The sequence below is a fragment of the Ulvibacterium marinum genome (genome assembly GCF_003626755.1).
GTDB classification, from domain to species: Bacteria; Bacteroidota; Bacteroidia; order Flavobacteriales; family Flavobacteriaceae; genus Ulvibacterium; species Ulvibacterium marinum.
On the sequence record NZ_RBCJ01000006.1, the window covers coordinates 265,475 to 292,214 of the forward strand.

Consider the following 26,740-nt stretch of genomic DNA (forward strand, 5'->3'; position numbering starts at 1 on the left):
CGCTGTTATATTATGAATTTAAAACGGTTTTTTCCTATCATTTTTTTCTTGTCTGTTCTAGTTCTTAGCGCCTTCAACAAAAATAATACCGAATTAACAAATAACGATCCCTTTGTTGTTGTTTTGGATGCAGGCCACGGCGGTCACGATCCCGGAAATCTAGGAAATGGGTACTTGGAAAAAAATATTGCGTTAAAAATTGTCCTTAAGGTGGGTGAGATGCTGGAAAGTAACCCGGATATTAAGGTGGTTTATACGCGCAAGGATGATACGTTTGTTGATTTATTCGTACGGGGCGAGATCGCCAATAAGGCCAATGCCGATCTTTTCGTATCCGTTCATTGTGATTCCCATTCTTCGGACGCCCACGGAGCCGGTACGTTTGTTCTTGGCCTGCATGCCAATAAACAAAACTTTGAAATTGCCAAAAAGGAGAATTCCGTAATCTATTTGGAGGACAATTATGAAACCCGATATGCGGACTACGATATCAACTCCCCGGAATCCATTATCGGATTGACCATTATGCAGGAAGAATTTCTAGATCAAAGTATCATGCTTGCCAAAATAATGCAAGATAAATTTTCCGAGAAGTTGAAAAGAAACGACAGAAAGGTAAAACAAGCAGGATTCATAGTACTTCATCAGACATTTATGCCCAGTGTTTTAGTAGAGACCGGGTTTCTTACCAATAGATCCGAGGGAGCATATTTAAATTCTCAAAAAGGGCAAACGGAAATGGGCACTGCCATTGCGGAAGCCATCTTAAAATATAAGAACGGCGTTCAGGCCAATACAGCGAACGTTCCTATACAAGCTACACCGGAAGTGCCGTTGCCGAAGGATGAGACCATAATTTCAGAGAAAACAGTTCAGACCAAAACCGAGGAGCCAAATAAAAAACAACCAGACCCTACATTGGATGAAGTAGAAAAAGTTGCCGAAGCTGAAAAAAAAGACAATCCATCATCCACAACACCAAAAGATGCTCATAAGGTTATTGACATTGCGAAGAAAGAAACTCCAGAACAAACTAGCAAAGCTATTGAAAACAAGGAAACGGCTCCACCTATAAAAAATAAAGAGCTTTCTCCTAAACCTTCTGCCAATATTATATTTAAGATTCAATTGCTCGCCAGTTCCAAGGATTTAAGCCCTACATCTGATAATTTCAAAGGTTTAAGTCGGATTTCCAAGGAACCTTACAACAATCTTTTTAGGTATTTCTATGGTAGCACCAGTTCGTACCGGGAAGCTGGAATGTTAAAACGCAATGCGGATTTAAAAGGGTACACCACATCCTTTATCGTAGCTTATAAGGATGGAAAACGCATTTCCCTTCCTGAGGCTTTAAAATACGTTTCCGAATAGCACCGGTCTTAAAAATTTATTTCTAATTTTGTTAGCAATAGAAAAACCATCCTCTTGAAGTTATCTAGGGAAATTAAGACAGGAATCATTGTTATTGGCGGAATCCTGTTGTTCGTTTTGGGATTTAGTTACTTAAAATCAACCCCTCTTTTTGATGATAATATAACGCTTTATGCCGTTTATGACAATGTGGGCGGGCTACAACCTGGAACTCCAGTTTCCATTAATGGGTATAATGTTGGGACTGTTAATGATATTCGATTTAATGATGATTCAGGCAGATTATTGGTCACTTTCTCGGTCAAAAGTGATTTTGGATTCTCAAAAAATAGTTCGGTAGAACTCTATGATACCGGCATCATAGGTGGCAAGGGATTGCAAATAAATCCGATATTTGATGGTGCCCCAATGGTTTCCAAATATGATACACTATCCACGAAAACCAGACCAGGGCTAACGGAGTTGGCACAACAAAAACTTACCCCATTGTTCAAGAAATTCGAATCTGCGGTTACAGATGCGGATTCTTTGCTGGTTAATGTCAATGATGTACTGGATAATAGGGCAAGGGGTGACTTAAGGGATGCCATCCATGGTTTGAGCGGTTTGGTAAGTAGCCTTCAAGGTAGTGCTGAGGTATTGAATAAGTTACTGAAAAACAACGAAGGTAAGCTGGATAGCTCGTTGACCAATTTCAAGGAACTTACCCATAATTTTTCAAAGCTTTCAGATTCCCTGAATAATGCAGGTTTAGGCAGAACCTTGGCCAATCTGGAATCCACAATGGCCAGTTTAAACCGGGTAATGTCCAAAATAGATCAAGGTGATGGGACCTTGGGCAAACTTATGAACAACGAAGAGCTGTATAATAACTTGAGCAATGCCTCAAGGGAATTGGATTTGCTCTTACAGGATTTCCGATTGAATCCCAAACGTTACGTAAATGTTTCCGTATTCGGTAAAAAGCAAAAGGAATATACCGTTCCAGAGGATGATCCCGCTGAGAAAACAGATGAACAATAAATGCAATATCTTCCCAACATTTTATTTGTAGCTGCCTTGATGGCAGGTATTGGATTTTTTATCCGAAATGTGAAGAAATTGGCCCGGAACATAAAATTGGGCAAAAAGGTTGATGTAACGGACAATACTTCAATCCGATGGAGAAATATGTTCAAGATAGCATTGGGGCAGACCAAAATGGTGGTCAGGCCAATTTCGGGATTGCTTCATATCATCGTTTATCTAGGATTTATAATTATCAATATAGAAGTACTGGAAATCATTATTGATGGTATTTTGGGGACCCATCGTGTTTTTTCGCCATTGGGATCTGCTTACAACTTCCTTATTGCCTCTTTTGAAATATTTGCCTTGTTGGTCATTATTGCTGTAATCATCTTTTGGGTACGAAGAAACCTTATTCGTTTGGGGCGTTTTATAAAACCAGAAATGAAAGGATGGCCAAAGACCGATGCCAATTGGATTCTATACATCGAATTGATTCTTATGGTACTTTTTTTAACCATGAACGGAGCAGATTATCAACTGCAGCAGATGGATGCCACCCATTATACAAAGGCAGGGGCATTTCCTATAAGTCAATTTTTAGCACCTTTTTTTAATGGCATGTCCATACCTTCATTGATTTTAGTTGAACGTTCGGCTTGGTGGCTTCATATTTTAGGTATCCTTTTCTTTTTGAATTATCTGTATTATTCAAAACATCTTCATATCCTATTGGCTTTTCCCAACACCTATTTTGGCAAATTAGGGCCAAAGGGTAAGTTCAATAATTTGGAGTCCGTTACTCGGGAGGTAAGGTTGATGATGGATCCATCGGCAGACCCTTATACTGCTACTCCCGAAGCTGAAAATGGGGAGGAAGTCTCTAAGTTTGGTGCATCCGATGTAAAGGACTTAACTTGGGTACAGTTGTTGAATGCCTACACCTGTACTGAATGTGGCCGCTGTACCAACGAATGCCCTGCCAATCAAACCGGGAAAAAGTTATCGCCAAGAAAAATCATGATGGATACTCGTGATAGATTGGAAGAGGTGGGAAATAATCTGGATATTAATAAAGGGATATTCAAGGATGACGGAAAGCAACTGTTGGATGATTATATTACCCGAGAAGAACTTTGGGCCTGTACTTCCTGCAACGCATGTGTCGAGGCCTGTCCCGTAAGTATAGATCCTTTATCCATTATTATGGATATGCGCCAATATCTGGTGATGGAACAATCCGCAGCACCTTCCGAGCTGAACAATATGATGGGCAATATAGAGAACAACGGAGCTCCTTGGCCATTTAACCAAATGGATAGGCTTAATTGGGCAAAAGAGAATTAATATGGAAAGTGAACTAAAAGTACCCACCATGGCCGAGCTGTCCGCAGCGGGACAACAGCCTGAAGTCCTGTTTTGGGTGGGCTGTGCCGGAAGTTTTGACGACCGGGCCAAAAGAATCACCAAAGCATTTGTAAAGATTCTCAATAGGGCCAAAGTTTCCTTTGCGGTTTTGGGTACCGAGGAAAGCTGCTCCGGAGATCCCGCGAAAAGGGCGGGTAACGAGTTTTTGTTTCAAATGCAGGCGGTCTCCAATATTGAGGTACTCAATGCCTACGAAATTAAAAAAGTGGTTACGGCTTGCCCGCATTGTTTTAATACCATGAGGAATGAGTATCCCGACCTTGGAGGGAAATATGAGGTAATGCACCATACCCAATTTTTAGGGCAGCTGGTAGAGGAAGGCAAAATTACCCTTGAAGGTGGTAAATTCAAAGGAAAACGAATTACATATCACGACCCATGTTATTTGGGTAGGGCCAACAATGTTTATGAAGCCCCTAGGGATTTGATAAAAAAGCTGGATGCCGAATTGGTGGAAATGAAGAATTGCAAAAAAAAGGGATTATGTTGCGGTGCCGGAGGGGCACAAATGTTTAAGGAACCGGAAAGGGGGGATAAGGATGTGAATATTGAGCGAACAGAACAAGCCTTGGAAACAAAACCGGATATTATCGCTGCCGCTTGTCCTTTTTGCAATACCATGATGACGGATGGCATTAAGAATAAGGAAAAGGAAGCGATTATAACCGTACAGGATATAGCTGAGTTAATTGCCAATGCGGAGGAATTATGACCATTTAATTTGACCAGAATTGTTTTGCGATTCAATCTTTGAAGTTTATTTTTTTAATTTGTAATTCAACTAAAAATGTTAGTGCATTTTGACGATTTGCCGGATACATCTAGAATCTGGATATATCAAGCCAATAGGAGTTTTAATCAAGAAGAGTTAGATAGTTTACAGCGCGAATTGGACGATTTTATCCAAAATTGGACCGCCCACGGCGGTGAATTAAATGCGGGCTACGAGATTCCCTATAACAGATTTATTGTAATCGGTCTGGATCAGGCCCAGAATGCCGCTTCAGGTTGTTCCATAGATGCGTCCGTTCATTTTATCCAACACCTGGAAAAAAAGTATGATGTAGTGTTATTGGACAAAATGAACGTGTCCTACAAACAAGGGGAATATGTTGCCTATAAACCCTTGACAGATTTTAAAAAAATGGCTAAGCAGAAGGCCGTGTCCGAAAGAACCATTGTTTTCAATAATTTGGTGACCAATAAAGCAGAGTACAAAGAACATTGGGAAGTACCGGCATCGGAAAGCTGGCATTCCCGATTTATGTGATTACGGGTTGGTATAAAGGTTATGGCCAGCTTAAAACGCTTATTTTCCATTAAATCGATAAAGTGCAATAATCATTTGGATTTTTAGTTGTTTCCCCTAGATACTTTTATATGCGATTCTCCTTAACCGTTTCTTTGTTGTTTCTTATTGTTTTAGGCATTGAGGCACAGGAAAATCCGTTGATGACAGAAGATAGTTTGGCGCAATCTTCTTGGGTCAATGAACGGTATAGCGCAATGACTTTAGAGGAAAAGATCGGTCAATTGTTTATGATAAGTGTTGCTTCCAGCCAAGATAAAGGAAGCACCGATAAATTAAAGGACCTTATAAAGGAACACGGAATTGGTGGGGTTATTTTTTCTACCGGAGGCCCTCAAAGGCAGGCCAAGCTCACCAACGAATACCAAGCTATTTCCAAACTCCCCTTGTTGGTTGGTATGGATGCGGAATGGGGTTTGTCAATGCGATTGGATTCTACCTACGCCTTTCCCTGGAATATGACCTTGGGCGCCATTAAGGACAGTACTATTTTGGAAAAGGTAGGCTATCGGATAGGGCTGCACGCCAAACGTTTGGGAGTTCATATAAACTTTGCACCTGATATTGATGTAAACATAGACCCACAAAATCCAATTATTGGCAATCGCTCTTTTGGGGAGGATAGGGATAACGTGGCCCAAAAGGGTATAATGTTTATGAAAGGTATGCACCGCGCCGGCGTACTTTCCAGTGGCAAACATTTTCCTGGACATGGAGATACGGCAACCGACTCACACCATGCCTTGCCCGTAATTAATGTCACTAGACAAAGATTGGACAGCGTTGAGCTGTATCCCTTTCAAAAATTGATAGATGAAGGTTTAAGTAGTGTAATGGTGGCCCATTTGAATGTTCCCGCCTTGGAAATAAAGGAAAACCTCCCATCATCATTGTCAGAACAGATTATATCCGGCCTTCTAAAGGAAGAAATGGGATTTGACGGATTAGTTTTTACTGACGCGCTGAATATGAAAGGAGTAACCGATAAACGCGAGGAAGGGGATGTGGAATTGGCCGCATTTTTGGCGGGGAACGATATATTATTGATGCCCGGTAATATTAATAAGGCCAAAGAGAAGCTTTTGGCAGCGTATGAAAGGGGCCGGATTACTGAAAAACGACTTTCAGCATCCGTCAAAAAAATCCTGATGGCCAAATATAAAGTAGGACTAAGCGACTATAAACCTGTACAGGTACAGAACCTTTATAAAGACCTGAATTCCCTAGAGGATGACCTGGTCTATGACGAAGCTATTGAAAATGCCATTACCGTAGTCAAGAACAATTTTCAACTTATGGGCATCAAGAAATTGGAAAATAAAAAGATAGCCTACGTCAAATTTGGTGATGCCAACAGCTATTCTTTTGTGGAAGAACTAAATAAATATGCCAAGGTTACACAGGTTAACGGCAAGGATATTGTAACCTTAAAAAGAGAACTTTCAAACTATAATTTGGTTATCATTGGTTACCATAAGAATAATAGTAGTCCGTGGAAGCCCTATAAATTTTCAAAAAACGAACTCTTGTGGTTATCGGAAATAGCAAAACAACGAACTTCAAATACAATTTTGTCCGTTTTTGCCAAGCCTTATGCCTTGATGGATGTTGCATCCTTTAAGAGTATTGATGGGGTAGTGGTTGCCTACCAGAACAGTGACCAGGCCCAAAGAAAAACGGCACAGCTTATTTTTGGTGCCATTCCCGCAAAAGGAGTTTTGCCTGTAACGGCGCATCCGGACTTTCCTATGAATACCTCTGTGCAACTTGAGTCGTTGAAACGCTTAGGCTATAGTTTACCCGAGAGTGTCGGTATGAGTTCCACAAAATTGACCGAAGTGGATAGATTGGTAAATGATGGCCTGGATTCTTTGATGTATCCCGGTGCTCAAGTTTTGATAGCAAGAAAAGGAAAGGTTATTTACAACGAGGGGTTTGGAAAACCAACATATAAATCCACAGAAAAGATAACACCTGACCATATTTATGATTTGGCCTCAATCACCAAAATATTGGCTACTTTGCCATTGGTGATGAAAATGGAGGAAAAGGGCGATATTACTTTGAATAATACCTTTCAAGAGCTAGTACCCGAATATTCGGATACCGAGCTGAAGAATGTAACTGTTTTAAAAGCTTTATCACATTATGGTCGACTTCCAGCCTGGATAGCATTTTATGTGAGTACCTTAGATAAGAATAGAAAGCCTTCCAAGGATTTTTATAGAAATGAGCCCTCCGAAGGTTTTTCCTTTAAGGTTTCGGACAATCTTTATTTAACCGATGCCTATCAGGATTCCATTTATAATAGGATAGGTAGACAGAGACTAAAGTCCAATAGATATCGCTATAGTGATGTTGCCTACTTTGTAATGAAAAAGTATATAGAAGAAACCTACCGAACTCCATTGGACAAACTGGCCAATGATTTTTTGTATAAACCTATAGGAGCTTTCAATACCAGTTTTAATCCCTTGGATAAATTCCCTAGAAATAAGGTTGTGCCTTCGGAAGTGGATAAATATTTTCGGTATGAAATTGTACATGGATATGTCCATGATATGGGAGCCGCCATGCAAGGTGGTGTTGGGGGGCATGCGGGACTTTTTAGCAATGCCAATGACGTTGCCAAGATAATGCAGATGTATTTGCAAGATGGATTTTATGGGGGAACTAGGTTTTTGGACTCCAGGACGGTCAAAAAATTCAATACATGTTATTTTTGTGATAAGGACGTCCGTAGGGGAGTGGGCTTTGACAAACCCCAATTAAAGGAGAAGGGGCCTACCTGCGGATGCGTTTCCAGAAAAAGCTTTGGCCATAGTGGTTTTACGGGAACATATACATGGGCAGATCCCGAGGAAGAAATCGTATATGTGTTTTTATCCAATAGAACCTACCCCACCGCTTCCAATACGCTTTTGGTGAAATCTGGACTTAGAACAAGAATTCAGCGCGCCATTTATGATGCAATCATCGATTAATAGCAGCCTATAATCCACCTGCCACGTCAACCTATTGGCGATTTCCAAACTCATAAACTTTCCTTAATTACTGATTGTCATACAAACCGACAATTTCGTTTTCGTTACATTTGAAAAATGAAAATCGCTATAGTATGTTACCCCACTTTTGGGGGTAGTGGTGTTGTAGCCACGGAATTGGGAATAGCCTTGGCCGAAAGGGGTCATGAAGTACATTTTGTCACCTATAGACAACCGGTACGCTTGGAGCTATTGGGCAATAGAATACACTTTCATGAAGTTCATGTTCCAGAATATCCTTTATTTCATTACCAACCATATGAATTGGCCCTATCCAGTAAGTTGGTGGATACCATAAAACTCTATGGTATAGAGTTATTGCATGTACATTACGCCATTCCCCATGCCTATGCTGGATATATGGCAAAAAAGATGTTGGAAGAGGAGGGTATTTTTATTCCTATGATTACCACCTTGCACGGAACGGATATCACACTGGTAGGCAATCATCCATTTTACAAACCAGCGGTAACTTTTAGTATTAACCAATCCGATGTGGTTACTTCGGTTTCTGAAAATCTAAAGCAACGTACGCTCAAATTTTTCAATATTCGGAAGGAAATAGAGGTGGTTCCCAACTTTATTGATAAAACCAAGTACAGTGTTTCTTTTAAGGATTGCCAAAGATCATTGATGGCCAAGGATGATGAGAAAATCATTACTCATATCAGTAACTTTAGAAAGGTAAAGCATATCCCTGACGTCATCCATATTTTTCATAGGATCCAGCAGGAAATACCGGCGAAGTTGATTATGGTAGGAGAGGGGCCCGAAAAAGAGAATGCCGAACTGCTCTGTGATCGCCTCGGATTAAGTGAAAAGGTAATCTTTTTGGGTAATAGCCATGAAATAGACAGAATTCTTTGTTTTTCGGACCTTTTCCTTTTACCTTCAAAATCGGAGAGCTTTGGTTTGGCCGCTTTGGAAGCGATGATAAACAAGGTAGCTATAATTTCCAGTAATACCGGAGGAATTCCTGAAGTAAATAAGCATGGCATTACCGGTTTTTTAAGTGATGTGGGCGATGTTGAGGATATGGCAAAGAATGCCATAAAAATCCTTGAAGATGAAAGAAGGTTGGAAGAATTTAAACAAAATGCATATAATGCGGCACTCAAGTTCGATATTCTAAAGGTATTGCCCCTCTATGAGGCCATCTATGAAAAAGCCTATAAAAGCAGATATAAGAATTCTTTTATGTAGGATCAGTAGTATTTATATTACTACTTTAATCCTTTTCCTTTCTTGTAACGGACCTAAAAAAACATTGGATAAAAATGTAGAAGGAACGCATCTAAAAGAAGAACTGACCTTATTGTTACATGATGATTATAGTGGTTTGTCTACTGAGGAAACACTTGTTATCTCTACTGCCAAAGAACTGCACCAGTTTTTTTTAAAGGTAAATAGAATCAGAAAACCCGGGCTTCCAATACCTATAATTGATTTCTCAAAGGAGACAGTCCTAATTTATTGCGCTGGAGAAAAAGGTCAGCAAATTCTACCCAAACTGTCCATTACGGATATAACGGAAGAAGAAATTGTTATAACTTCCTATTTGGAGGAGAAACCAAAAAAGACCGTTTCCGATGCTATCATAAGTCCATTTAGCATTTACAAAATACCTTTTACCCAAAAGAAGATTATCTTCCAAAAAAATCGATGAACGAAAATTCTTATGTAGTCCATCGAAAAAAATCGCATTTCACAGTTTGGACTTCCGGTAAATAACTGCTTACCATACCTTTACATTAGTATTAGTCCTAAATTTTGAACCTATGAAAAGCTATACCCTACATTTGTTTGCCGTTGTCCTATTTGTTTCAAACTCTATTTTTTCTCAAGAAGAAGAACTTCAACTTACGTCCAAGGACAGCGTGGTCGTTAGTTCCTGGGTGGTAGGTCTTGGCCTTAATATTGTGGATGATTCCGCAACACCCTTTGGAGAGGATTTTTTGGATATCAAAGACACTTGGCATACAGTTCCTTATCCTTCTAGAATAAGTATAGGTAGATTTTTTAGAAGCGGAATTGGTTTAGAAGCTATTGGTACTTATAATAGATACAAGGAAGGAAAGATTGTCGATGGTGCTATAAACAGCAGTCTTAGGGAATACTTTGCCATTGATGGAAAGATTAGTTATGACATAAACAAGATTATCGGAGAAACTGGATGGTTTGACCCTTATCTTCATGTTGGTGCGGGCTATAGTTCTATAGGTTCGGTAGGAAGAAGTACGGCAAATGCGGGTTTTGGCTTTAATACATGGTTCAGTGATCGATGGGGTTTAAATTTTAATACCATGGGCAAATGGGGAATTCCAGAAGGGTCTACAAAACAAATACAGCATTCCGCGGCAGTGGTTTATAGATTTGGAATAAAAAAGGAATTGTCCAAAAAAGGGTTAGAAAAACTAGCTCTAATTGAAGCAATGGAAAAAGAGAAACAGCGTGTAAACGATTCCATAGCTGCTGCAGACCGGGCAAGGGAGGAAGCTGCTATGGCCAAACAATTGGCTGAAGAAAAAGCGAGGGCCATAGCTGAAAAAGAAAGAATTGAAGCCGAGAAAAGGCGAAAGCAACTCATAGAAGATAGAATAAAGGAACTAGGGCATGTATATTTCAATTTTGATTCCCACGCCTTAAATAGCGACTCTAAAAAGGTTCTTGAGGGATTGGCGGATATTTTAAAGGAAAACCCTGATCTTAAAATTAAAATTGCCTCGGGTACGGATTCAAGAGGCCCTGCTCCCTATAACCTTGGGCTTTCCCAAAGACGTGTTAATAGTACCAAGGATTATCTGCTAAGTTTAGGAATTGATCAGATTAGACTTTCAATAGAAGCATATGGCGAGAACAATCTATTAAATGAGTGTGATGATAACACATATTGCCCAGAAGCTAAGCATAAGATCAATAGGAGGTCTGAGTTTATAGTTATACGACTCTAAGAGGATTGAACCCTGACCAAAGATTAAAAGGGCACTTGGAAACAAGTGCCCTAGTATTTTTAAGCCATACCTCAATCAGATCTGCCTAATTTGAAGCCCTAGAATCCAATTGACCTAAATAGCTTTCAATACACTTTTGGTACTATCTCCTCCCTTTATCAAGTATGCTTTGCCCTTATCAACTTCAAATACTTCTGTTTTTGAAATATGTTCATCAGTTGCATAGAGGAATTCGTACACATATGGCTTTAAGAAAGAAAATGACCCTTCATTAAAATCTACCTTGGCCAAGTTCTCATAATGTTTCTCACTATTTACGGCCTGTAATTTATATTTCACTTTTTCGATATGCGTTGTTGGCTCCTTGTTAGTCCTTCTGACAAAACCCATAAGTGTTTTTCTTATTTTTCTATAAAAAATATGACCATTTTTGGATTTCAAGTAATTTTTTATAGACATTCCTAGGGCAATGGTTTTTGCATAAAAGGTAGAGCTTAATGACAAGGGAGAATAAACAATGTGGTTCTCAAAATTATATTCTTTATTACACCATTTCATTTTGTATTCAGGATTCCCCATGCTAAGATCAAAAATCTTGAATCCATTTTGAATACACCACTCCAACCGCTTATAGACAAGAGCTTGGCCTAGTCCAAATTTAGCATAGTCAATGTCATATGAAGAAATTGCACCGAAAAAAATCCTATCTAAATGGTAATTTAATGAAACTGCAATAGGTCTGTTACTTCCGTATATTACAAATAAGGAAGCTTTTCCAGAATTGATTTTAGCAAAGAATAGCTCGTAAAACTTATCCCATTCCAACAATCTTTTATTGGTTTCTTTGCGCTGATTAAATCTGCGTACCAATAAGTTGTGCAAGGCAGCCATAAGAAAAGAATACTCTTTTCTGGATATTTGGTTCTGATGAACTTCGTATCTTATATTAAAGCATGATTCTAAGCGATTTTTTCGCCTTATGACCGAGGTTCTAAACTTACGTTTTGTTTGTTTGGTAAGGTATTCTTCGATGCTGGAAACCTTATTTAGAGAAATTGCGTACCCTCGGATCTCAAAGAATCTTATGGCTCTGAACTGCTTTTTTAAATTGGCATTCAAATATTCGGGAACATACTTTACTATGTATACATTTCTATTTTTGGAGTTTTTGGTTTCAATTTGAGTGAGTCCATCAATACTATCATCAGTATAGGAATATGAAATATCTGAATAGATTTCATGAAAAATACCTTTCTCAAAGAGACCGAAGTACAAATCTATTTTCTCTTTGTTGAACATTTTGATTGAAGTAAGGTTAATACTGATAATTGATGATAATACTTTTTTTCTCTCCCTTGACTAAATATGAAGACCTATCTAAAATTTTAAACACTTTAATACTTTTGATGCTTTGGCAACTGGAATAAAGAAAGGTGTACACAGGTCTTCTTAAAATGGAGTTACTATCATCATCAATATTTATTGGTATAAGTTGAAAATTGGAGTCGACGACAGAAATATTTTCGAAACTAATTTCAGGTTGGGCTTCAAATGCTGTTTTCCGATTCAATATTCGAAAGGCATATCCTTTGAATTTCCTGAATATTAAGTGGGCGTTCCATTTTTTCATAAAATATAACGATCTATAATACCATGATATTTTATAGGTCATTAGATTAGCGATGACTTTGGAAAGCAAACTTCTGGAAGTAAACAATATATGACTGTAGTAATTATATGTGCTGTCCGTAAAAACTTTCTTATAATCCAAATCTCCTTTCATCATATCATATATCCTAATTTTTTTTTCGAAACACCATTCTAATTGTTTCAGAATACCAATGAAACTTAGATAAAATTTAGAGAAATCAATATCAAATGACATCATAAATCCAGTATAGATGTCTTTGTCTATTAAATTTAGAGAAATACTAATAGGCTTTTCCTCATCATAAATGACGAAGAGCGAAGCCCTTTTTTTCAGAATCCTCAAATACATAAGTTCTTTATAAGAATCCATTTTGTCCAAACCATCATATTTCATTTGCTTTAGACTAAATCGCCTTTTTATCATGAGTTTTAGCTGGTCGAAGAGGAAGTCGTAATTTTTCTTATCAATATGACCATAATACATCTTATAACGTACATTAAAACATAGTTCAAGCCTCTTTTTATAAGCTCTATTTTGAGATCTTTTTTTTGCACTTAACCGTGACAGTAGATAGGCCTCCATATTTTGGTACAAACCTAAATTGATGAAATACCCATGGTACATTTTCGCCTTCCTTTGCTTAAAACCTGGATGTACCTTCATATTTAAATATGCCGGAATATCTTTGATGACATAGATTTCCTTGGCTTTTTCAATTGTGCTTTCCGGACTCTGCAACAAAAGTTTTTGGGAAAAGGTATTGGAGATTCTTGTATAAAAAAAAGACAACCAGTTTTTCCATTGTACGTCATCTAAGAAATTTAATCTGCGGACGCTCATATACAATCTATGATATATTGTTTGTATGGTGTGGTGCTTTGAACACTAACTTTTGTGTCTTTTTTAGCCCGGAAATGACGTAGTTGCCATCAATATCGTTCATTCTATGAACATTGATATTTTTAGAATTTTCAAAATTTAAATATTGAAAATTGTAAGCGTGTTTTCTAATGAACGCATATTCATCATCATCTATATCTACCTCAGATAACGAGGCTCTATCCAATTCAATATTGGAAATGTCCTTGAGGTCAAAAATTGTCTCTTGATCAATCCTTTTTTCTTCTTTTGCACTTCCCTTTAACAAAGATTTTATGCCATAATATGGTTTAAGCAAATTTGTTCTGCCTAAAAACCACCTCAATTGCAATAGCCGCAATATTGTTAGCGCCTTAATTTTTTCACCTATATTTTGTTTTTTGTAAATAACATGATGCTCAAATTTGTAAACAGTGTTACACCACGTTCGCTTATAGGCCAGATCGCCTAGGGAAAGATCAAAGATGGTATGATTATTTTCGAAGCACCAATCCAACTGTTTCCAAATATCGATATAACCCAATCGAAACTTCGAATAATCGATGTCATATGATCTAATGTAATTTCTAAAAACATTCTGATGATGGTAATTAAGACATATATCAATGGGCTTATTTTTATCAAAAATCACAAAAAGAGACGCTGATTTTTTTAAGATCATGTCCAGTGTGTTATTTTTCAGGTATTCCCAGTGCTTCAAACTTTGGTGCACATCACCTCTTTGAGAAAACCTTCTTCCTATCATTTCCTTTAGTTTCCGGAATAAAAAACCAAACTCTTTCTCGGTAATTTCGCCATAGTACATTTTATATCGAATATCAAAACAGGTTTCCAATCTCCTTAGGTACCCTCTCATTTTTGACCTGCTTTTGGATCCGAATTGAACCCCCATATATTTCTGTAAGCTTGGATATTTTCTTAAATCGGCCAAAAAACCATCTTGATGTTGAATTCTAAATAAGTCATAGCTATCCTTTGGCCTCGCCTCAAGATATGTTGGTATATTGTTGACGACTATGTTTTTATAAAGTTCTACCTCCATTTTTTTGTCGTTAAAAAAATCTTGGTCGTTACTCACATTATAAATATTCCAATAGCAATCATAAACAATTCCTTTGACGAAAAAATCAAACGTAAAATTGTTCTTAAGCTTTAGAAAATCCATAGTGATTCATTTACTTTGAAGTTCAGCTTTATTGATACTTAAGAAGGTATGGATTTCGCCTTAGTATTAAAAGGAGGAAACGATTTCTATAAGTCAATTTATTCGTTTCTCCACGCATAACCTTTCAATTTTTTCCTCTTTGTATAATAGTACAATCTGTCCAGCTGAAACGTACCTCCTATAATACCCTTGTTCCGCAAAAGCTGCTTCAATTTCAACTTTTGCGATGTTATAAAAGCCAAAAATCTATGGATTGGGGAGTGTACGGAGTAGAAAATATGATAATCAAATAAATAATTATGATTGCTCCAGCGCAGCTTATTTTCAGTAGCTCCTTTGGATACATCCCAAACAGCAAAATTGTTAGCATAGCTCCACTCAATATTCTTGTACATGGCTATGTCCCCCAAACTGTATTTAAAATAATCGGTGTCGTAGATTTGAATGAAACTAAAAACAATATCTCCCCTATGGAAATTCAAAGTTATGGTTATTGGCTTTGGACCGTCATAAATTACGCATATTGAGGCCTCCTTTGAAAGAATCTTTGGGTAAAATAGGTCATGATAATATTTCCAGTCCAATAGGTATCTATTGTAAATTTTCTTCTGATGAAACCTTGTTTCCATAAGACGATAACATACGTCGAAAAGATGATCATATTGATTTCTATCTATTTTCCCGTAATAAAATTGATAGCTTATCTCATGGTTTAATTCAAGCTTTCTGTGCTTAGCCCTTAGATTCTTTCTGGAATTCTTTCCTAGATTTTGGCCAATTAATTCATCAACACTATTAAATCTCTTTAGATTTATAAGATAACCCTTATACTGGGGTATTTTTAATATTGCTGTCTTGGTTTCTCGCTCTAAACGTTCTACGTCTAAATAATCAGGAATATCACTAACTATACAAAACTTGGGCAAGCTACTTGATTTGTTATGGTCATAGGACGCCTTTAGTTTCTCGCCCGATAATTTGTTCACTATAGTTTCTACATAAAATGGTGGGATGGTGTAGTCAAAACAAATTTGAATTACAAAATTAGTATGTCTAGACTTCATAAACTTTTGGTGGTTTTAATATTTTATGGCCAGTCCTGTAATTCATCAACAGTGCACAAAAAAGAACTTATTTATTGGCAGCTTTGGTTTTTTTTCCAAACATGAAAGTAAATTTATGCAACAATTCATTAACCTTTTTATCCCTTAAATATTGTTTTAATTGAAACAAATACTTCAATGAGAAGGCGATGGATTTGGAGTAAAATGAATTTGAATTGTATATTATATGATATTCAAAATCATATTTTAAGCTACCCCAGCGTTGCTTGTAATCGTAATGGCCCTTTGAAAAGTCCAAAATTCTGAAATTGTTTTCTAATGACCATTCGATTAGATTCATGATATTCACTGTGCCTACATTGGATTTGCGATATTCTATGTCAAAAACTGTTATGGCCACATGGATAGCATTACCCGACATATAATTTAACATGACTCCAATAGGTTCCTTATTGTCAAATACCACATAAAGAGATGCCTTTTTATTCAAAATCATGGGGTAGACGACCTCCTTGTAAAAAGACCATTCTTGGTCTTCAAGATTGTTATTGGAGACTCTTTTGTCCTCGTACCTTTTAACTAAAAGCTGCCTAAATTGTTCAAAAATTAAATCATACTCATTTCTGGAGATGTCTCCATAATACATTCTATATTGAATGTCGTAATTAGCCTCCAATTGCCTTTTATAACTTTTTAATTTGTACCTGCTTTTTCTGTTAAAGGCAACATTCATGTATCCATTTAGGTCTTTGAACCCGTGCAGCTCAATCAAATAACCAGGATATTGTTTTACAATAATCCGTTTTAACGGACCATCTAAAGGTTCTAATGCAGCAAAATAGGCGGGAACATCATAGATTAAAAATACCTCATCCCCTAAGTCCTGGGGATTTGATTTGGTTAACGAATATGTAATGCCTTTTGTAACGGTTGTGCCTACATTGATGTATAGGTTTAAAAACTTATGTTTTATGAAAGAAATGTTTTCAAAAAAATCGAAGGAGATACCTAATTTGTCATTGTTAAAATGCTTGGACCATGTGGTTGTAAAGATGTTTGATGTGAAAGGGTTGGACTGCATTTAAATAAGGGCTGTTATTGTTATATGACTTCAAAAAACAACATGCATTCTAAATAGTACGATCTTACCTAGTTCGTGTCAAGTGGGTTAATCAATATGGAAAATCATTCGATTTAAGGCAGAAATCATTCAATTTGTCCTTTCAGTTGATAGTATTGGAACCAACTAGAGGATTCTTTTTACTTTATTATCAATGATTGAAAGTTGGGCTATTGCAAAAAAGAATAGATGAAAGGCTTAACCGACCTTAGGAATGGCCATCACTTTTTCTTTAAAGCGATAGAAAACGGTAGTATCGTCCTTTACATTTTTGTCCACGAGCATCCCAGATTGTATCACATTGTTATTCCCTATTTCAACCCCTGGAACTGTAAATGATCTAATTCCGAAATAATTATTGTTGCCGACCTTGACAGATCCAGCCACCCCTGCTACTGAAAAGAAATTGTTATCGCCTACAACGCTATCATGACTTATGAAACAATAGGACGTTAGTAGGTTATAATTTCCTATAGTAGCATATTTTTCAAGCATACAAAATGGTCCCGCAATATTTCCTTCACCTATGCAAATGTCATTTGGCATTACCACACTATGATGAAAAAAACTTCCTATTTTGGCATTTTTCTCTTTTAAGGCCTTAATCATTTTTTGTCTAAAGCCAATATCCATAACAGCGATTAAAACCTCTTCATCAGGTTTTGGTTCGTATGAGTCAATGTCGCACAGTACGGGGGCCTGGAAATCGTATTTTTCGTAATGATCCTTTACGTGGTCGTCGTAATCTATATATCCCAAGATATTGATCTTTAGATCTTCACGCACTCTCTTATTATTGTCTTCAATATAAAATGTGACTTCCGAGGCACATCCTCCAGTACCTAATATTATTACATTTCTCATAAACCTTGATATGTTTTAGCAGTTGTACTTGACTCTCAAAACTACTTTTTATTCCTGGAAATGACAATTCGAGCGTCAAAGAATAGTTATAACTACATTAATATCCGATTAAACTTAGATATTATACCTGCAAATTGCATTAGCGGGGAGCGTGATGGGTATTAAATCTTAACACCTCAACCTATTTTAGAGCCTTTTGCCTGTGCTTTATTGGCAAATCGGGGTTCCCAAAATCACTTGGTTTATACATATTTTTTTACGGGCATATCGCTCTTAGCCCAAAAAGTAAATTGAGCTTTTCTTATATTTTACTTTCAATCAGTTGCTTTAACCCCAAAATGGTACCTGAGTTATCTATTTCTTCTGCGGATAAGGCCACGCTATATTCCGAATCACAAAATGCAATAATTGATAAAACGGTCAAAGAATCCCAAGCCTCAAAAGAATCAAGTTCATCTTCAAGATTTACGGATTCCACTTCCAGTATTTCAGAAATTGATGATAGAAAATTTTCCATAGTCTAATTGTCGTAATCGATCGTTTCACAAAAGTCCAAATTACCCATTTCCAAGAACAGCGAGGACCAGCTAAGACCGTTTCCAAAACCACATATGCAAATAAGAAAGGACTCTTTTTTAAGTCTTTGGCCCAGATTAAAGGAAATCAAGGTAGGTATAGTAACGCTGGCTGAATTCCCGAAATTTTCAACAAGGTTATTTGGCATTTTTTCTTCAGAAAGACCCATCACATTGGATAGCTGCTTCACCATAAACTTATTGGGTTGATGAAACATAAAATAATCTATCTCCTCCTTTTTCGATCCCGCGCTATCCAATAAATCATTGATCATTGGCGGTACCTCCCTTTGAACGAAATTGAACACTTCATCTCCTTTCATGTCTATATGATCTAATGCCTTGTAATTGCCGGCCTTATCCTTTACCAATTCTGCAGTTTTTTCTGTAGAAGGCAATTTAAAGGCACCAGCAGGTATTATCAAGGCATCCGCCCCGGTTCCATCTGATTTTACGGAACCGTATATCGTTTTTCCATCAGGGTCGTTTTCAACTATGGTAATGGCAGCCCCATCACCTGTTAGTGGCCCACTACTCCTGTCTTTCTCGGAGACTTTAGTGCTGAGAATATCAGCATTTAGCAGGACTACTTTGTTTATTTTATCTTGTTCTAGTAACATAAAGGCCTGATTTAGACCATAGGAATATCCTGCGCACCCCTGATTAATATCCGAACAATAAATATCCTGTTTTAAGCCTAACCTGCCATGAATAATGTGAGTTGTTGCCGGCATAAAATAATCCGGTGATTGCGTAACTAGAATTAGTGCATCTATATCTTCTTTACGTAGCAGTTTCCTATCAAACAAATGATTTAGTCCGAAGACACATAAATCCGAAATCGTAGTTCCTTTGTTTACGACTCTTCGTTTGTTAAAACCCATTACCAATTTAAGCTTCATCGATTGACGACGTGTAAACTCATAGTTGTCAATTTCATCCTCAAATTTGATTTCTTTTTCCGGCAAAACCGCAAGAATTCCAGTGATTTTCTTGTTTTTAAATTTTAAATTCATAGAATATAAATTAAAAATGGATTAAAAATACTTGAATTGTGGCAATCCATATCAATAATACAAATAATTCATAGGAACATTGTTCATTGATTAATCGTTTTATATCAATTCAGATTATGGCTAATAGAATCTATTATTTCGCTAACATCCTTCCAATCTTGAATTTCACTTGCTTTAAAACGAACTTCGAAATGTTTTTCCATAGCATCTACCAGCAGAACATGCATTAGGGAATCCCATTCATCTATATCTATCGCTTTTGTAGATTCCTCTACTGTAATTTCCTCATTGTCAAGAGTTTCTACGAATATCTCTTTGATTTGTTCCAATATTTCGCTTCTTGTCATAATTTATTTCTTAATTCTTATATAATTTTCTTTGTCCTCATAGTTGTCCAAGTCAAGTATAAAATAGGGGTGACTTTCTTCAAAGCCTAAATTGGGATAATGGTTTTTCACCATGTCATTTTTTGCAGTAGGGATGTATTCCCCCTTAATTTGGGCAAACCCGTGTTCTTTGGCAAAATCGACAATTGTGTTCAAAACAAAATTTTCCATGCCACGTTTTAGAACCCTGCAACTCATAAACCAGGTTTCAACAAATAATACGTTCGCATTTTCTTTTTGTAAGATCACAACACATATTAAACCATTGTCTCCATATTTATCTTCTAACGTAAAAGAAAAACTAAAGTAATCATCGGATTTGGAAATTTTCTCAATATCCGCTTCGGAATAGCGAATGGTCCTTAGGTTAAACTGATTTGACCTCTGAGAAAGCTGTGCCACCCTTGGTGTGTTAAACTTATTAAAAGCCTTAACATCAGAGCACATTTCCAAATTCTTCAAAAAATCCTCTTCATTGGCGAATTTTTGATGGGCCTTGGCCCTTTCCGCTTCTATTTGATAAAGCTTGGTTCTCTCTTGATCTTCATTAGAAAAAGAAACGGTTTCGAAAAGATTTAATTCATACAAGTATTCGAGATAGTTTGTTGGGTCTTCCGGTAATTCAGGCACTTGGATATCCGGAATATTTTCTCTAACCATATTTCTTTCAAAAGGATTGTCGTCCAGAAATACCATAGAATCAAAACCTATGTTCAGGATACGCTGAATCTGACGAATGTTATCAGCTTTGTTATCCCAATTCGCCCTAAAGACGGAAATGTCCTCTAGGCGTAATATCATATCTGGATGCCTTTCGAAAGGTTCTTTTGCTACAGACTCTGTATTTTTGCTGCAGACCGCCACAATAATACCTCTATTTTTTAGTTTTTTTACCCAATATTGAAATTCCGTAAAAGCCTTGCCTATACCAAGACTTCCAATATGTATATTTTCTATACCATCATCACCAATAATCCCTCCCCAAGTTGTGTTGTCTAAATCAAGAATTACACATTTTTTGAATTTGCCAAAGATAGCTTTGATCAAATCGATGGTCTTGTTGGCAACTTTTGGTAAAAAATCAATACTCCATACCATTTCGGTACTTGTGTACATGGAAGGTTGAAAAACATTCAATTTTCCTACTTGATTTTGTAGTGAGGAAACATCGCATAAAAACAAATTAGATTTTTTGGAGGCCAATACCATTAACTCGTAATTGAGTTTTCGTAATTGAAACAAAAATGAAGATTCTGTTTTGTTGGCATAATTCCCAAAAACGGAATCATCGATTTCAGTATAGTTGTAATAAACTACTTTGGCATTGAGTTGATCATTAATAGTGGAGTAGATGGTTTCAATAGCGTCCAATTCGTTTTTTGCAAGGGAAGTATGCTTTTCCATCGCAAGTTTATTGTATTTCCCAAGTAGCTTATGGGAAGATTTAAACAAAATGACCACGTCTGGTTTAAATTGGTACAAATCTGAAGAAGGGTCATGTACTTGGCGCTCTATTTGGTTGAAATCAGCTTCCCATATATCAAAATTAAAACCTTCATCGTAACCCATGCCCTTCAAGGCCTGCACCAGGAATTGAGTTGCCGTATCACCTAAAACTGCCAACTTAATGGTTTTTAAGTTAGAAAAGTCCTTCTTAAGGTTCTTTTTGAGCTGTAAAAAATTTTTCACCTAATTAATTCTAAAGTAGTTGATTTATCATTTCTTAACTAACGTACAATTTCTGAATATCGTCTACTGATTCAAATTTATTGGGATAGATTGCTTACAATTTTACTTTTCCTTTGGTTGTGCAATTTAATTAGCACCCCAATATGGGTACTTATTTGTATGATGTCCGCTTTCTATTAAGAATCATTAAGAGCTTTTGTTTAGGATTGAATGTGGTATTAACGCCATATTCCTTCTGGAATTGGTTTCTCTTCCACTATTTCAACAAGCAGGTTATCCGGTCCTCGAACAAAAAAACTTTTTTGGCCATGGACAGGGTCAATTTTGATATCATTTATAATTTCTACATTTCCTGATTTCATTTTTTCAAATACAGGTCCAATATCCTCAAAGGAAAATCCTATATGATCTAATACCGTTCCATCAGTAGGTTTAAATTCCTTTGGAAACCAAGACCTTTCCTCTAAGGGTTTACCATAGACATAAATATTTATATTGTCAACAAGTAAGTAATTCCATTTAAATAGCCGGTTTCCCCATTCCTGCGCTTCTTTGTTCACTGGAGTCAGACCTAGATAGGATTCAAACCAGGTCATTGTCCTGTCAATGTTAGAAGCTAATAAGTGGATATGTTCAAAAGTATGATTTTTATTACCCGTAAATACCTCAACAATTTCTTTGTCAGGCCCTAAAAAATACATCCAGTGATTGTCGCCAAGGGGTGTAACAGGAGCGTGTACTTCTATTCCTTCTTTTACCCGCCAACTAAATTCAGAAGGACCATCTACTCCTGACCATCCTATATGCCATAGGCTGGAGCCTAAATGGCTGGGTGGTGGAGCATCAACATGATCAAGAAGCAAAAATGATTTCTCGGTAAAAAGAGCGTCCGTCCTATCTCGGTATTTCACATACTTGGCACCGAAAAATTTTTGGTAGTATGCAATTGTCGCGTCTTTATTGGTCACATTTAGGTGAACATGATGGAAATTTGCTTTTCTCATTTTTTATCTATTGTTAGTTCTTTGGCGCAATTTCAATTTGATGTTCGAAGTACTAATATATTCGGTAATTTTTTGAGAAGATGTCATGGCTAAAAAATTGTCGCCAAACTATGATACATTTCTTTATCTGTTATGGCGATACTGGGGGAAGTAATGTAATGACTCCTGGCAGTGCTCATTTTTTTTGTGCTGTTGGACCAAATCTTCATAAATACTTTCGTTGACCATATATTTCCAAATATTGAAAGGCCTAAAAAACTTAGAAAACCCTGATTTAAAATAAAATAAAGAATCTTCTTTACTGCCAACCCCACCACCGAGATTGAAATATTTGAAGTTCTCCCGGGTACTTCTAATTCTTATCTCATCTATTAATAATTTAACAGGATTTAACCCCATATACTTTTCACTGGTTCCCGAAAGGTGGTACTGAACAATAGCATCTTTTTTTGTAAATATGGTCCCTCCAGCAATATCGCCTGTTTTGTTATCGATAGCCAATAGCAACTCAGTTTCGAAATCCGAGCAATTCATTAGGTCCATAAAATACTGTTTATCAAAGAAATACTCCTTCTTGGCATTTACACGCCTCATATTTTGATGGTATAATTTAACGAATGTCTTAAGATGGGAAGGTGTACTTGCTGTTTTAACGGTGTAAATAGCCCGGGATTTGTTGATATAGGTCCTTAGTCTTTTATGGTAAAGCATCCATTGTTCATCCAATGTTTTGGTTAAGTCTATATATACGACCCTTCCCGGTGAGGTCATCTGACCTAAACTTGATAGACAATTTTTTTGACCGGGAATGTAAGGGTTTAACCTTGAGAATACCGAAATTATTTTTTGAGAATGAAAGAATTGATGTAGCTCTTTTTGAAAGGGGCTATAGTCATAACCACTTCGAATATTTTTAGTTATCGGCCCAGGATACCCATATACCGATGTTGCATCTTTATAAGTAGAAAAATCAATATTTCTTAACAACATCGGAAATGCTATAATTTTATCTGTATCCTTATAACAAACGAGAATAGGTTCTTCATCATGTCTTTTTGCCAATTGATGATAGGAATATGTGTGATAAAAATCAACGAAGTCGCATTTTTCAATTATACTACTCCATTTTTCTTCTTTCCGAATAAGCTCAAGCATGGACTGAATTTTGTTTCTAGGGATACACTTGTATGTTCATCTTTTAACCTTAAGGCGTTCCTGTGAACATGGTCATTGTATCCTTTTCATTTGACGCAATACCTTCACGCATGAGGACTTTTTTAACCGTTTTAAATATGATATCCATATCAGTCATAAAACTGATATTTTCAACATACCAAACATCAAATTCAAATTTTTCTTCCCATGTTATGGAATTTCTTCCATTTATTTGAGCCCAACCCGTTATACCTGGCTTCACCTTATGTCTTTGCTTTTGAAAGGGGTTGTAAAGATCCAAATAATGCTCCCATAATGGCCTTGGGCCAACAATGGACATATCTCCAAAAAGTACATTGAACAACTGAGGTAATTCATCTAAAGAAGTGCTTCTTACAAACCCACCTACTTTTGTTATCCTTTGAACATCAGGCACAAAATTTCCATCTTTATCCTTAGGGCTTCCCTTCATGGTTCTAAACTTATAAAGGGTAAATATTTTTTCATTTTTCCCTGGTCTTCTATGTAAAAAGAAAGGTTTGCCACGATTGGCAAAGAACAGTAGAATGGTTATAATCAATATAACTGGTGACAATAACACTAGAAACGTAAGAGAAACCAATATATCAAATATCCTCTTAAAAACTTTTTTATACATTTTTGGGAATTTTATATGAATTAGATTTAGATGTCAAGTTTGTCGTAGAGACTTTTAAAATTCTAAACGAGGCGTAAGCGATGATAAAAAGTACATTTTGATAATGAAAATAGTCATTTTTTAAACCATTTATCTTCCACAAAAAAATAAAGCACAATAAAATCAGGGCAAAATTAATTTACTTTGAAAAAATTGCAAAATAAAATGGTTCTACTGTCCTTTTCCTTGGTCAAGCTTCTTTTTGGAACGTAAAACTTAAATATTAGAACTAAATTATATTTTTTAATAGGTCTCATTGCTCTAGTGGTGCCACAAAAATGAATTTATTTAAAGATTGAATTTTGTTAAATTAATTGCTTTTTAAAAAACCTGCTTTTAACATAACGGTTTAAACGTATATAATAATATACAAGGCCAAAGGGTATACCTAACCAATATTTCCCCTTGGCATATAACAAAGGTTTAACCTTGACTAAATATCTAAAAATTTTTTCGGGTGACCATAGAAATAACTTCAATAGCTTTTTTTTGGAAATGCCTATGGCATTGGGGTCATAGGCCAGCCCTACCTTGTTGTTCCCCACATTTTGATAAAAACCTTGGGATATGAGATGAATAAATTTGAGCTTTCTCCTTGTCGTTAATATACCGAGACGCAAAGCCATATCTGTAATATATGATTGAATCATATCCTGTGAGTAAACACTCGGCTCGAGATTTTCATTAAATGATTTGAACTCTGCGAACATGAAGTCCTGAATAGGGGCAATGAAATTCTCAAAAACTGTTTTTTCTTTTTCTTCATGATATTCATGAACAAAGCCTTCATTTCGTGAAACATAAAACACTGCACTGCCGTGGTGTGCTGCTAAAAGCTGTTCGTAAAGCTGACCATTTGCAGCAAGAATGTAGTCAGAAAAACCTCGACTTGGATAAACGGAAAAATTCATTCCAAATCGTTTGGTTTTTTCTTCGATGTTATAAATTTCCTTTAGACCAAGATAGTAACCTTGCACACTGACTTCACACTGCAAAAAATTATAGATTCCCTCTTGCATAGTGCCCCCCCAACCTACATCGACTAAATTTATACCCTCATTTGGATAATCCACATCAAAAGAGTCTAGATATTCCTTGAACAATTGTTTTTGCCGTAGTCTTTTAAGATCGTAATGCTCAATGAAGTGCTTACTTGATCTTAGATTGGCCATAACTTCAGAGGAAACGAATTCCGTAATAACTTCCTCCGCATCATACGGAACTTCGTCAAGAATTTTTTTGGTTACTTCTTCGGAAAACCGAAAAGGCTCCAAAAATTGTATCAAAGACATTTCATCATACTTGTTTTTGATGTACTCAAAAGGCTCTTCATATAGAGGTTTTAAAGACACAAGTAGAGCTGATTGTCTAGAAGCTTTAAAGTAATGGGTGGAGACAAAATTAGTTTTATCAAAACCGTTGACTTCTTGGTAGTAGTCAAAAAGTTTTTTTAGATATAAGCCTTCTCGTGCCAAAAAAAATAAGTTCTTAATGCCCTTCTTTTTGACCTCTGTATAGAGTCTTTCTACAAAAAAGTAGAAATAAATGATGTACTCGCTGAAAAGGTGCTCGCTTTTGCGACATTTTAGTTCTTTGTTTTTACATATAGTGTTAAAGGCTTTTTTTTCGTTACCAAAAAGGTTTAGTTTGTTCCTGATCTTATGTTTTAGTTGCCTTTGGTAGATAGTATGTAAACCGCTTTTTTGGGCCTTAAACAAATCACTATGTTTATTATCGCCTATCATTACAGTTTCCCCAGGATCGGAATCTGTTCCCTTCAGAGCTAATTCGTAAATATCACCTCTTTGCTTACTTTTACCTAAGGCAGATGAAACATAGATTCCATCAAATAATTTATTTAGTCCATGGAAACTTAAAATTCTTTGTATTAAGGATTCTGAGTGATGAATATCCGTTATAAGGTATTGATTATAACCCATCTTTCGCAGCTTGGTAAGTTCATCTACTATTTTTTTATTTAGGAATTGGGTCGAAATCTCAGATTTGTAGTCCGCCTCTATATAAGTACTTTTAAACAGGTCATAAGAAATTTTTAGAATTAATTCACTGTTATTCAATCTTTTATATACCTCATTAATAACTAATTCATTTGAAATTTCCGTGTTCAAAAGATTTTCTTTAGAACATAGATACTGGGAAGAGCTTGCCCGTATCTGATATAGTTCATCAACATTTATGGATAGGCCAAGTTCTCTGATCATTAATTTGGCCCATATTCTAAAAACGTAATTTGGGTGTACTTTTCTGTGGATTATAGTGTCAAAAAGGTCGCAGAATATCACTTTGATATCTGTGCTATTTTCAATTTTTTTTATGATGCTTTCCAATGTTTATAATATTAAA

At 36.4% G+C, this 26,740-nt stretch carries 23 protein-coding genes; 9 read left to right on the forward strand and 14 right to left on the reverse strand.

Annotated features, from left to right (window positions below):
- Positions 1-12 precede the first annotated feature (12 nt).
- From D7Z94_RS24400 to D7Z94_RS24440, 9 genes are all read left to right on the forward strand, one after another.
- Positions 13-1,371 (forward strand): N-acetylmuramoyl-L-alanine amidase family protein, encoded by a 1,359-nt coding sequence (locus D7Z94_RS24400; RefSeq protein WP_120714265.1) that lies wholly within the window; start codon positions 13-15, stop codon positions 1,369-1,371.
- A 54-nt stretch (positions 1,372-1,425) separates the two neighbouring features.
- Complete coding sequence (locus D7Z94_RS24405; RefSeq protein ID WP_120714266.1) at positions 1,426-2,394, forward strand: MlaD family protein; 969 nt, start codon at positions 1,426-1,428, stop codon at positions 2,392-2,394.
- The gene (locus tag D7Z94_RS24410) at positions 2,395-3,726 is read left to right on the forward strand and encodes a (Fe-S)-binding protein (RefSeq protein WP_120714267.1); all 1,332 of its coding nucleotides are present in this window, start codon (positions 2,395-2,397) and stop codon (positions 3,724-3,726) included. It begins immediately after the preceding gene.
- 1 nt (position 3,727) lies between these two features.
- A complete protein-coding gene (locus D7Z94_RS24415) occupies positions 3,728-4,519 on the forward strand; it encodes a (Fe-S)-binding protein (RefSeq protein ID WP_120714268.1) in 792 nt (263 codons plus the stop codon).
- Between the two features lie 75 nt (positions 4,520-4,594).
- Complete coding sequence (locus D7Z94_RS24420; protein ID WP_120714269.1) at positions 4,595-5,077, forward strand: ABC transporter ATPase; 483 nt, start codon at positions 4,595-4,597, stop codon at positions 5,075-5,077.
- Between the two features lie 110 nt (positions 5,078-5,187).
- On the forward strand, positions 5,188-8,100 hold the full coding sequence (locus D7Z94_RS24425; protein ID WP_120714270.1) for a glycoside hydrolase family 3 N-terminal domain-containing protein: 2,913 nt from the start codon (positions 5,188-5,190) through the stop codon (positions 8,098-8,100).
- 117 nt (positions 8,101-8,217) lie between these two features.
- Entirely contained in the window at positions 8,218-9,363 is a 1,146-nt protein-coding gene (gene bshA / locus D7Z94_RS24430; RefSeq protein ID WP_120714271.1) for an N-acetyl-alpha-D-glucosaminyl L-malate synthase BshA, read from the forward strand.
- A 64-nt stretch (positions 9,364-9,427) separates the two neighbouring features.
- Positions 9,428-9,826 (forward strand): hypothetical protein, encoded by a 399-nt coding sequence (locus D7Z94_RS24435; protein ID WP_147415993.1) that lies wholly within the window; start codon positions 9,428-9,430, stop codon positions 9,824-9,826.
- Between the two features lie 112 nt (positions 9,827-9,938).
- On the forward strand, positions 9,939-11,111 hold the full coding sequence (locus D7Z94_RS24440; protein WP_120714273.1) for an OmpA family protein: 1,173 nt from the start codon (positions 9,939-9,941) through the stop codon (positions 11,109-11,111).
- A 114-nt stretch (positions 11,112-11,225) separates the two neighbouring features.
- Here D7Z94_RS24440 and D7Z94_RS24445 read toward each other — a convergent pair whose 3' ends face one another.
- The 14 genes from D7Z94_RS24445 to D7Z94_RS24510 form a co-directional block, all read right to left on the reverse strand.
- Positions 11,226-12,410: a GNAT family N-acetyltransferase gene (locus D7Z94_RS24445; protein ID WP_120714274.1), complete on the reverse strand. Its 1,185-nt coding sequence runs from the start codon at positions 12,408-12,410 to the stop codon at positions 11,226-11,228.
- Positions 12,411-12,426: 16 nt separating this feature from the next.
- Complete coding sequence (locus D7Z94_RS24450; protein WP_120714275.1) at positions 12,427-13,602, reverse strand: GNAT family N-acetyltransferase; 1,176 nt, start codon at positions 13,600-13,602, stop codon at positions 12,427-12,429.
- Between the two features lie 7 nt (positions 13,603-13,609).
- The gene (locus tag D7Z94_RS24455) at positions 13,610-14,806 is read right to left on the reverse strand and encodes a GNAT family N-acetyltransferase (RefSeq protein WP_120714276.1); all 1,197 of its coding nucleotides are present in this window, start codon (positions 14,804-14,806) and stop codon (positions 13,610-13,612) included.
- Between the two features lie 98 nt (positions 14,807-14,904).
- Positions 14,905-15,870 carry a GNAT family N-acetyltransferase gene (locus D7Z94_RS24460; RefSeq protein WP_120714277.1) on the reverse strand — a complete coding sequence of 322 codons (966 nt, stop codon included), beginning with the start codon at positions 15,868-15,870 and terminating at the stop codon, positions 14,905-14,907.
- Between the two features lie 67 nt (positions 15,871-15,937).
- The gene (locus D7Z94_RS24465; RefSeq protein WP_120714278.1) at positions 15,938-16,951 is read right to left on the reverse strand and encodes a GNAT family N-acetyltransferase; all 1,014 of its coding nucleotides are present in this window, start codon (positions 16,949-16,951) and stop codon (positions 15,938-15,940) included.
- Between the two features lie 237 nt (positions 16,952-17,188).
- On the reverse strand, positions 17,189-17,854 hold the full coding sequence (locus tag D7Z94_RS24470) for an LbetaH domain-containing protein (RefSeq protein WP_120714279.1): 666 nt from the start codon (positions 17,852-17,854) through the stop codon (positions 17,189-17,191).
- Between the two features lie 301 nt (positions 17,855-18,155).
- Positions 18,156-18,371 (reverse strand): acyl carrier protein, encoded by a 216-nt coding sequence (locus D7Z94_RS24475; RefSeq protein ID WP_120714280.1) that lies wholly within the window; start codon positions 18,369-18,371, stop codon positions 18,156-18,158.
- A gap of 3 nt (positions 18,372-18,374) precedes the next feature.
- Positions 18,375-19,445: a 3-oxoacyl-ACP synthase III family protein gene (locus D7Z94_RS24480; protein ID WP_120714281.1), complete on the reverse strand. Its 1,071-nt coding sequence runs from the start codon at positions 19,443-19,445 to the stop codon at positions 18,375-18,377.
- Positions 19,446-19,549: 104 nt separating this feature from the next.
- On the reverse strand, positions 19,550-19,792 hold the full coding sequence (locus D7Z94_RS24485; RefSeq protein ID WP_120714282.1) for an acyl carrier protein: 243 nt from the start codon (positions 19,790-19,792) through the stop codon (positions 19,550-19,552).
- Between the two features lie 3 nt (positions 19,793-19,795).
- Positions 19,796-21,520 (reverse strand): HAD-IIIC family phosphatase, encoded by a 1,725-nt coding sequence (locus D7Z94_RS24490; protein ID WP_120714283.1) that lies wholly within the window; start codon positions 21,518-21,520, stop codon positions 19,796-19,798.
- 218 nt (positions 21,521-21,738) lie between these two features.
- Complete coding sequence (locus D7Z94_RS24495) at positions 21,739-22,524, reverse strand: VOC family protein (protein ID WP_120714284.1); 786 nt, start codon at positions 22,522-22,524, stop codon at positions 21,739-21,741.
- 123 nt (positions 22,525-22,647) lie between these two features.
- Positions 22,648-23,679 carry a GNAT family N-acetyltransferase gene (locus D7Z94_RS24500; RefSeq protein WP_120714285.1) on the reverse strand — a complete coding sequence of 344 codons (1,032 nt, stop codon included), beginning with the start codon at positions 23,677-23,679 and terminating at the stop codon, positions 22,648-22,650.
- 49 nt (positions 23,680-23,728) lie between these two features.
- A complete protein-coding gene (locus D7Z94_RS24505) occupies positions 23,729-24,337 on the reverse strand; it encodes a sugar transferase (RefSeq protein ID WP_120714286.1) in 609 nt (202 codons plus the stop codon).
- A 344-nt stretch (positions 24,338-24,681) separates the two neighbouring features.
- Positions 24,682-26,679, reverse strand: a complete 1,998-nt coding sequence (locus D7Z94_RS24510; protein ID WP_394347467.1) for an HAD hydrolase-like protein — start codon at positions 26,677-26,679, stop codon at positions 24,682-24,684.
- Between the last annotated feature and the right edge of the window lie 61 nt (positions 26,680-26,740).

Excerpts from the sequence above, each read along its gene's own strand:
- D7Z94_RS24470 (WP_120714279.1), bottom strand. The coding sequence starts at position 17,854 with ATGAGAAATGTAATAATATTAGGTACTGGAGGATGTGCCTCGGAAGTC.
- bshA (WP_120714271.1), top strand. The coding sequence starts at position 8,218 with ATGAAAATCGCTATAGTATGTTACCCCACTTTTGGGGGTAGTGGTGTT.
- D7Z94_RS24410 (WP_120714267.1), top strand. The coding sequence starts at position 2,395 with ATGCAATATCTTCCCAACATTTTATTTGTAGCTGCCTTGATGGCAGGT.
- D7Z94_RS24400 (WP_120714265.1), top strand. The coding sequence starts at position 13 with ATGAATTTAAAACGGTTTTTTCCTATCATTTTTTTCTTGTCTGTTCTA.
- D7Z94_RS24420 (WP_120714269.1), top strand. The coding sequence starts at position 4,595 with ATGTTAGTGCATTTTGACGATTTGCCGGATACATCTAGAATCTGGATA.
- D7Z94_RS24460 (WP_120714277.1), bottom strand. The coding sequence starts at position 15,870 with ATGAAGTCTAGACATACTAATTTTGTAATTCAAATTTGTTTTGACTAC.
- D7Z94_RS24450 (WP_120714275.1), bottom strand. The coding sequence starts at position 13,602 with ATGAGCGTCCGCAGATTAAATTTCTTAGATGACGTACAATGGAAAAAC.
- D7Z94_RS24495 (WP_120714284.1), bottom strand. The coding sequence starts at position 22,524 with ATGAGAAAAGCAAATTTCCATCATGTTCACCTAAATGTGACCAATAAA.
- D7Z94_RS24485 (WP_120714282.1), bottom strand. The coding sequence starts at position 19,792 with ATGACAAGAAGCGAAATATTGGAACAAATCAAAGAGATATTCGTAGAA.
- D7Z94_RS24445 (WP_120714274.1), bottom strand. The coding sequence starts at position 12,410 with ATGTTCAACAAAGAGAAAATAGATTTGTACTTCGGTCTCTTTGAGAAA.
- D7Z94_RS24440 (WP_120714273.1), top strand. The coding sequence starts at position 9,939 with ATGAAAAGCTATACCCTACATTTGTTTGCCGTTGTCCTATTTGTTTCA.
- D7Z94_RS24475 (WP_120714280.1), bottom strand. The coding sequence starts at position 18,371 with ATGGAAAATTTTCTATCATCAATTTCTGAAATACTGGAAGTGGAATCC.
- D7Z94_RS24505 (WP_120714286.1), bottom strand. The coding sequence starts at position 24,337 with ATGTATAAAAAAGTTTTTAAGAGGATATTTGATATATTGGTTTCTCTT.
- D7Z94_RS24480 (WP_120714281.1), bottom strand. The coding sequence starts at position 19,445 with ATGAATTTAAAATTTAAAAACAAGAAAATCACTGGAATTCTTGCGGTT.
- D7Z94_RS24415 (WP_120714268.1), top strand. The coding sequence starts at position 3,728 with ATGGAAAGTGAACTAAAAGTACCCACCATGGCCGAGCTGTCCGCAGCG.
- D7Z94_RS24500 (WP_120714285.1), bottom strand. The coding sequence starts at position 23,679 with ATGCTTGAGCTTATTCGGAAAGAAGAAAAATGGAGTAGTATAATTGAA.
- D7Z94_RS24465 (WP_120714278.1), bottom strand. The coding sequence starts at position 16,951 with ATGCAGTCCAACCCTTTCACATCAAACATCTTTACAACCACATGGTCC.
- D7Z94_RS24425 (WP_120714270.1), top strand. The coding sequence starts at position 5,188 with ATGCGATTCTCCTTAACCGTTTCTTTGTTGTTTCTTATTGTTTTAGGC.
- D7Z94_RS24455 (WP_120714276.1), bottom strand. The coding sequence starts at position 14,806 with ATGGATTTTCTAAAGCTTAAGAACAATTTTACGTTTGATTTTTTCGTC.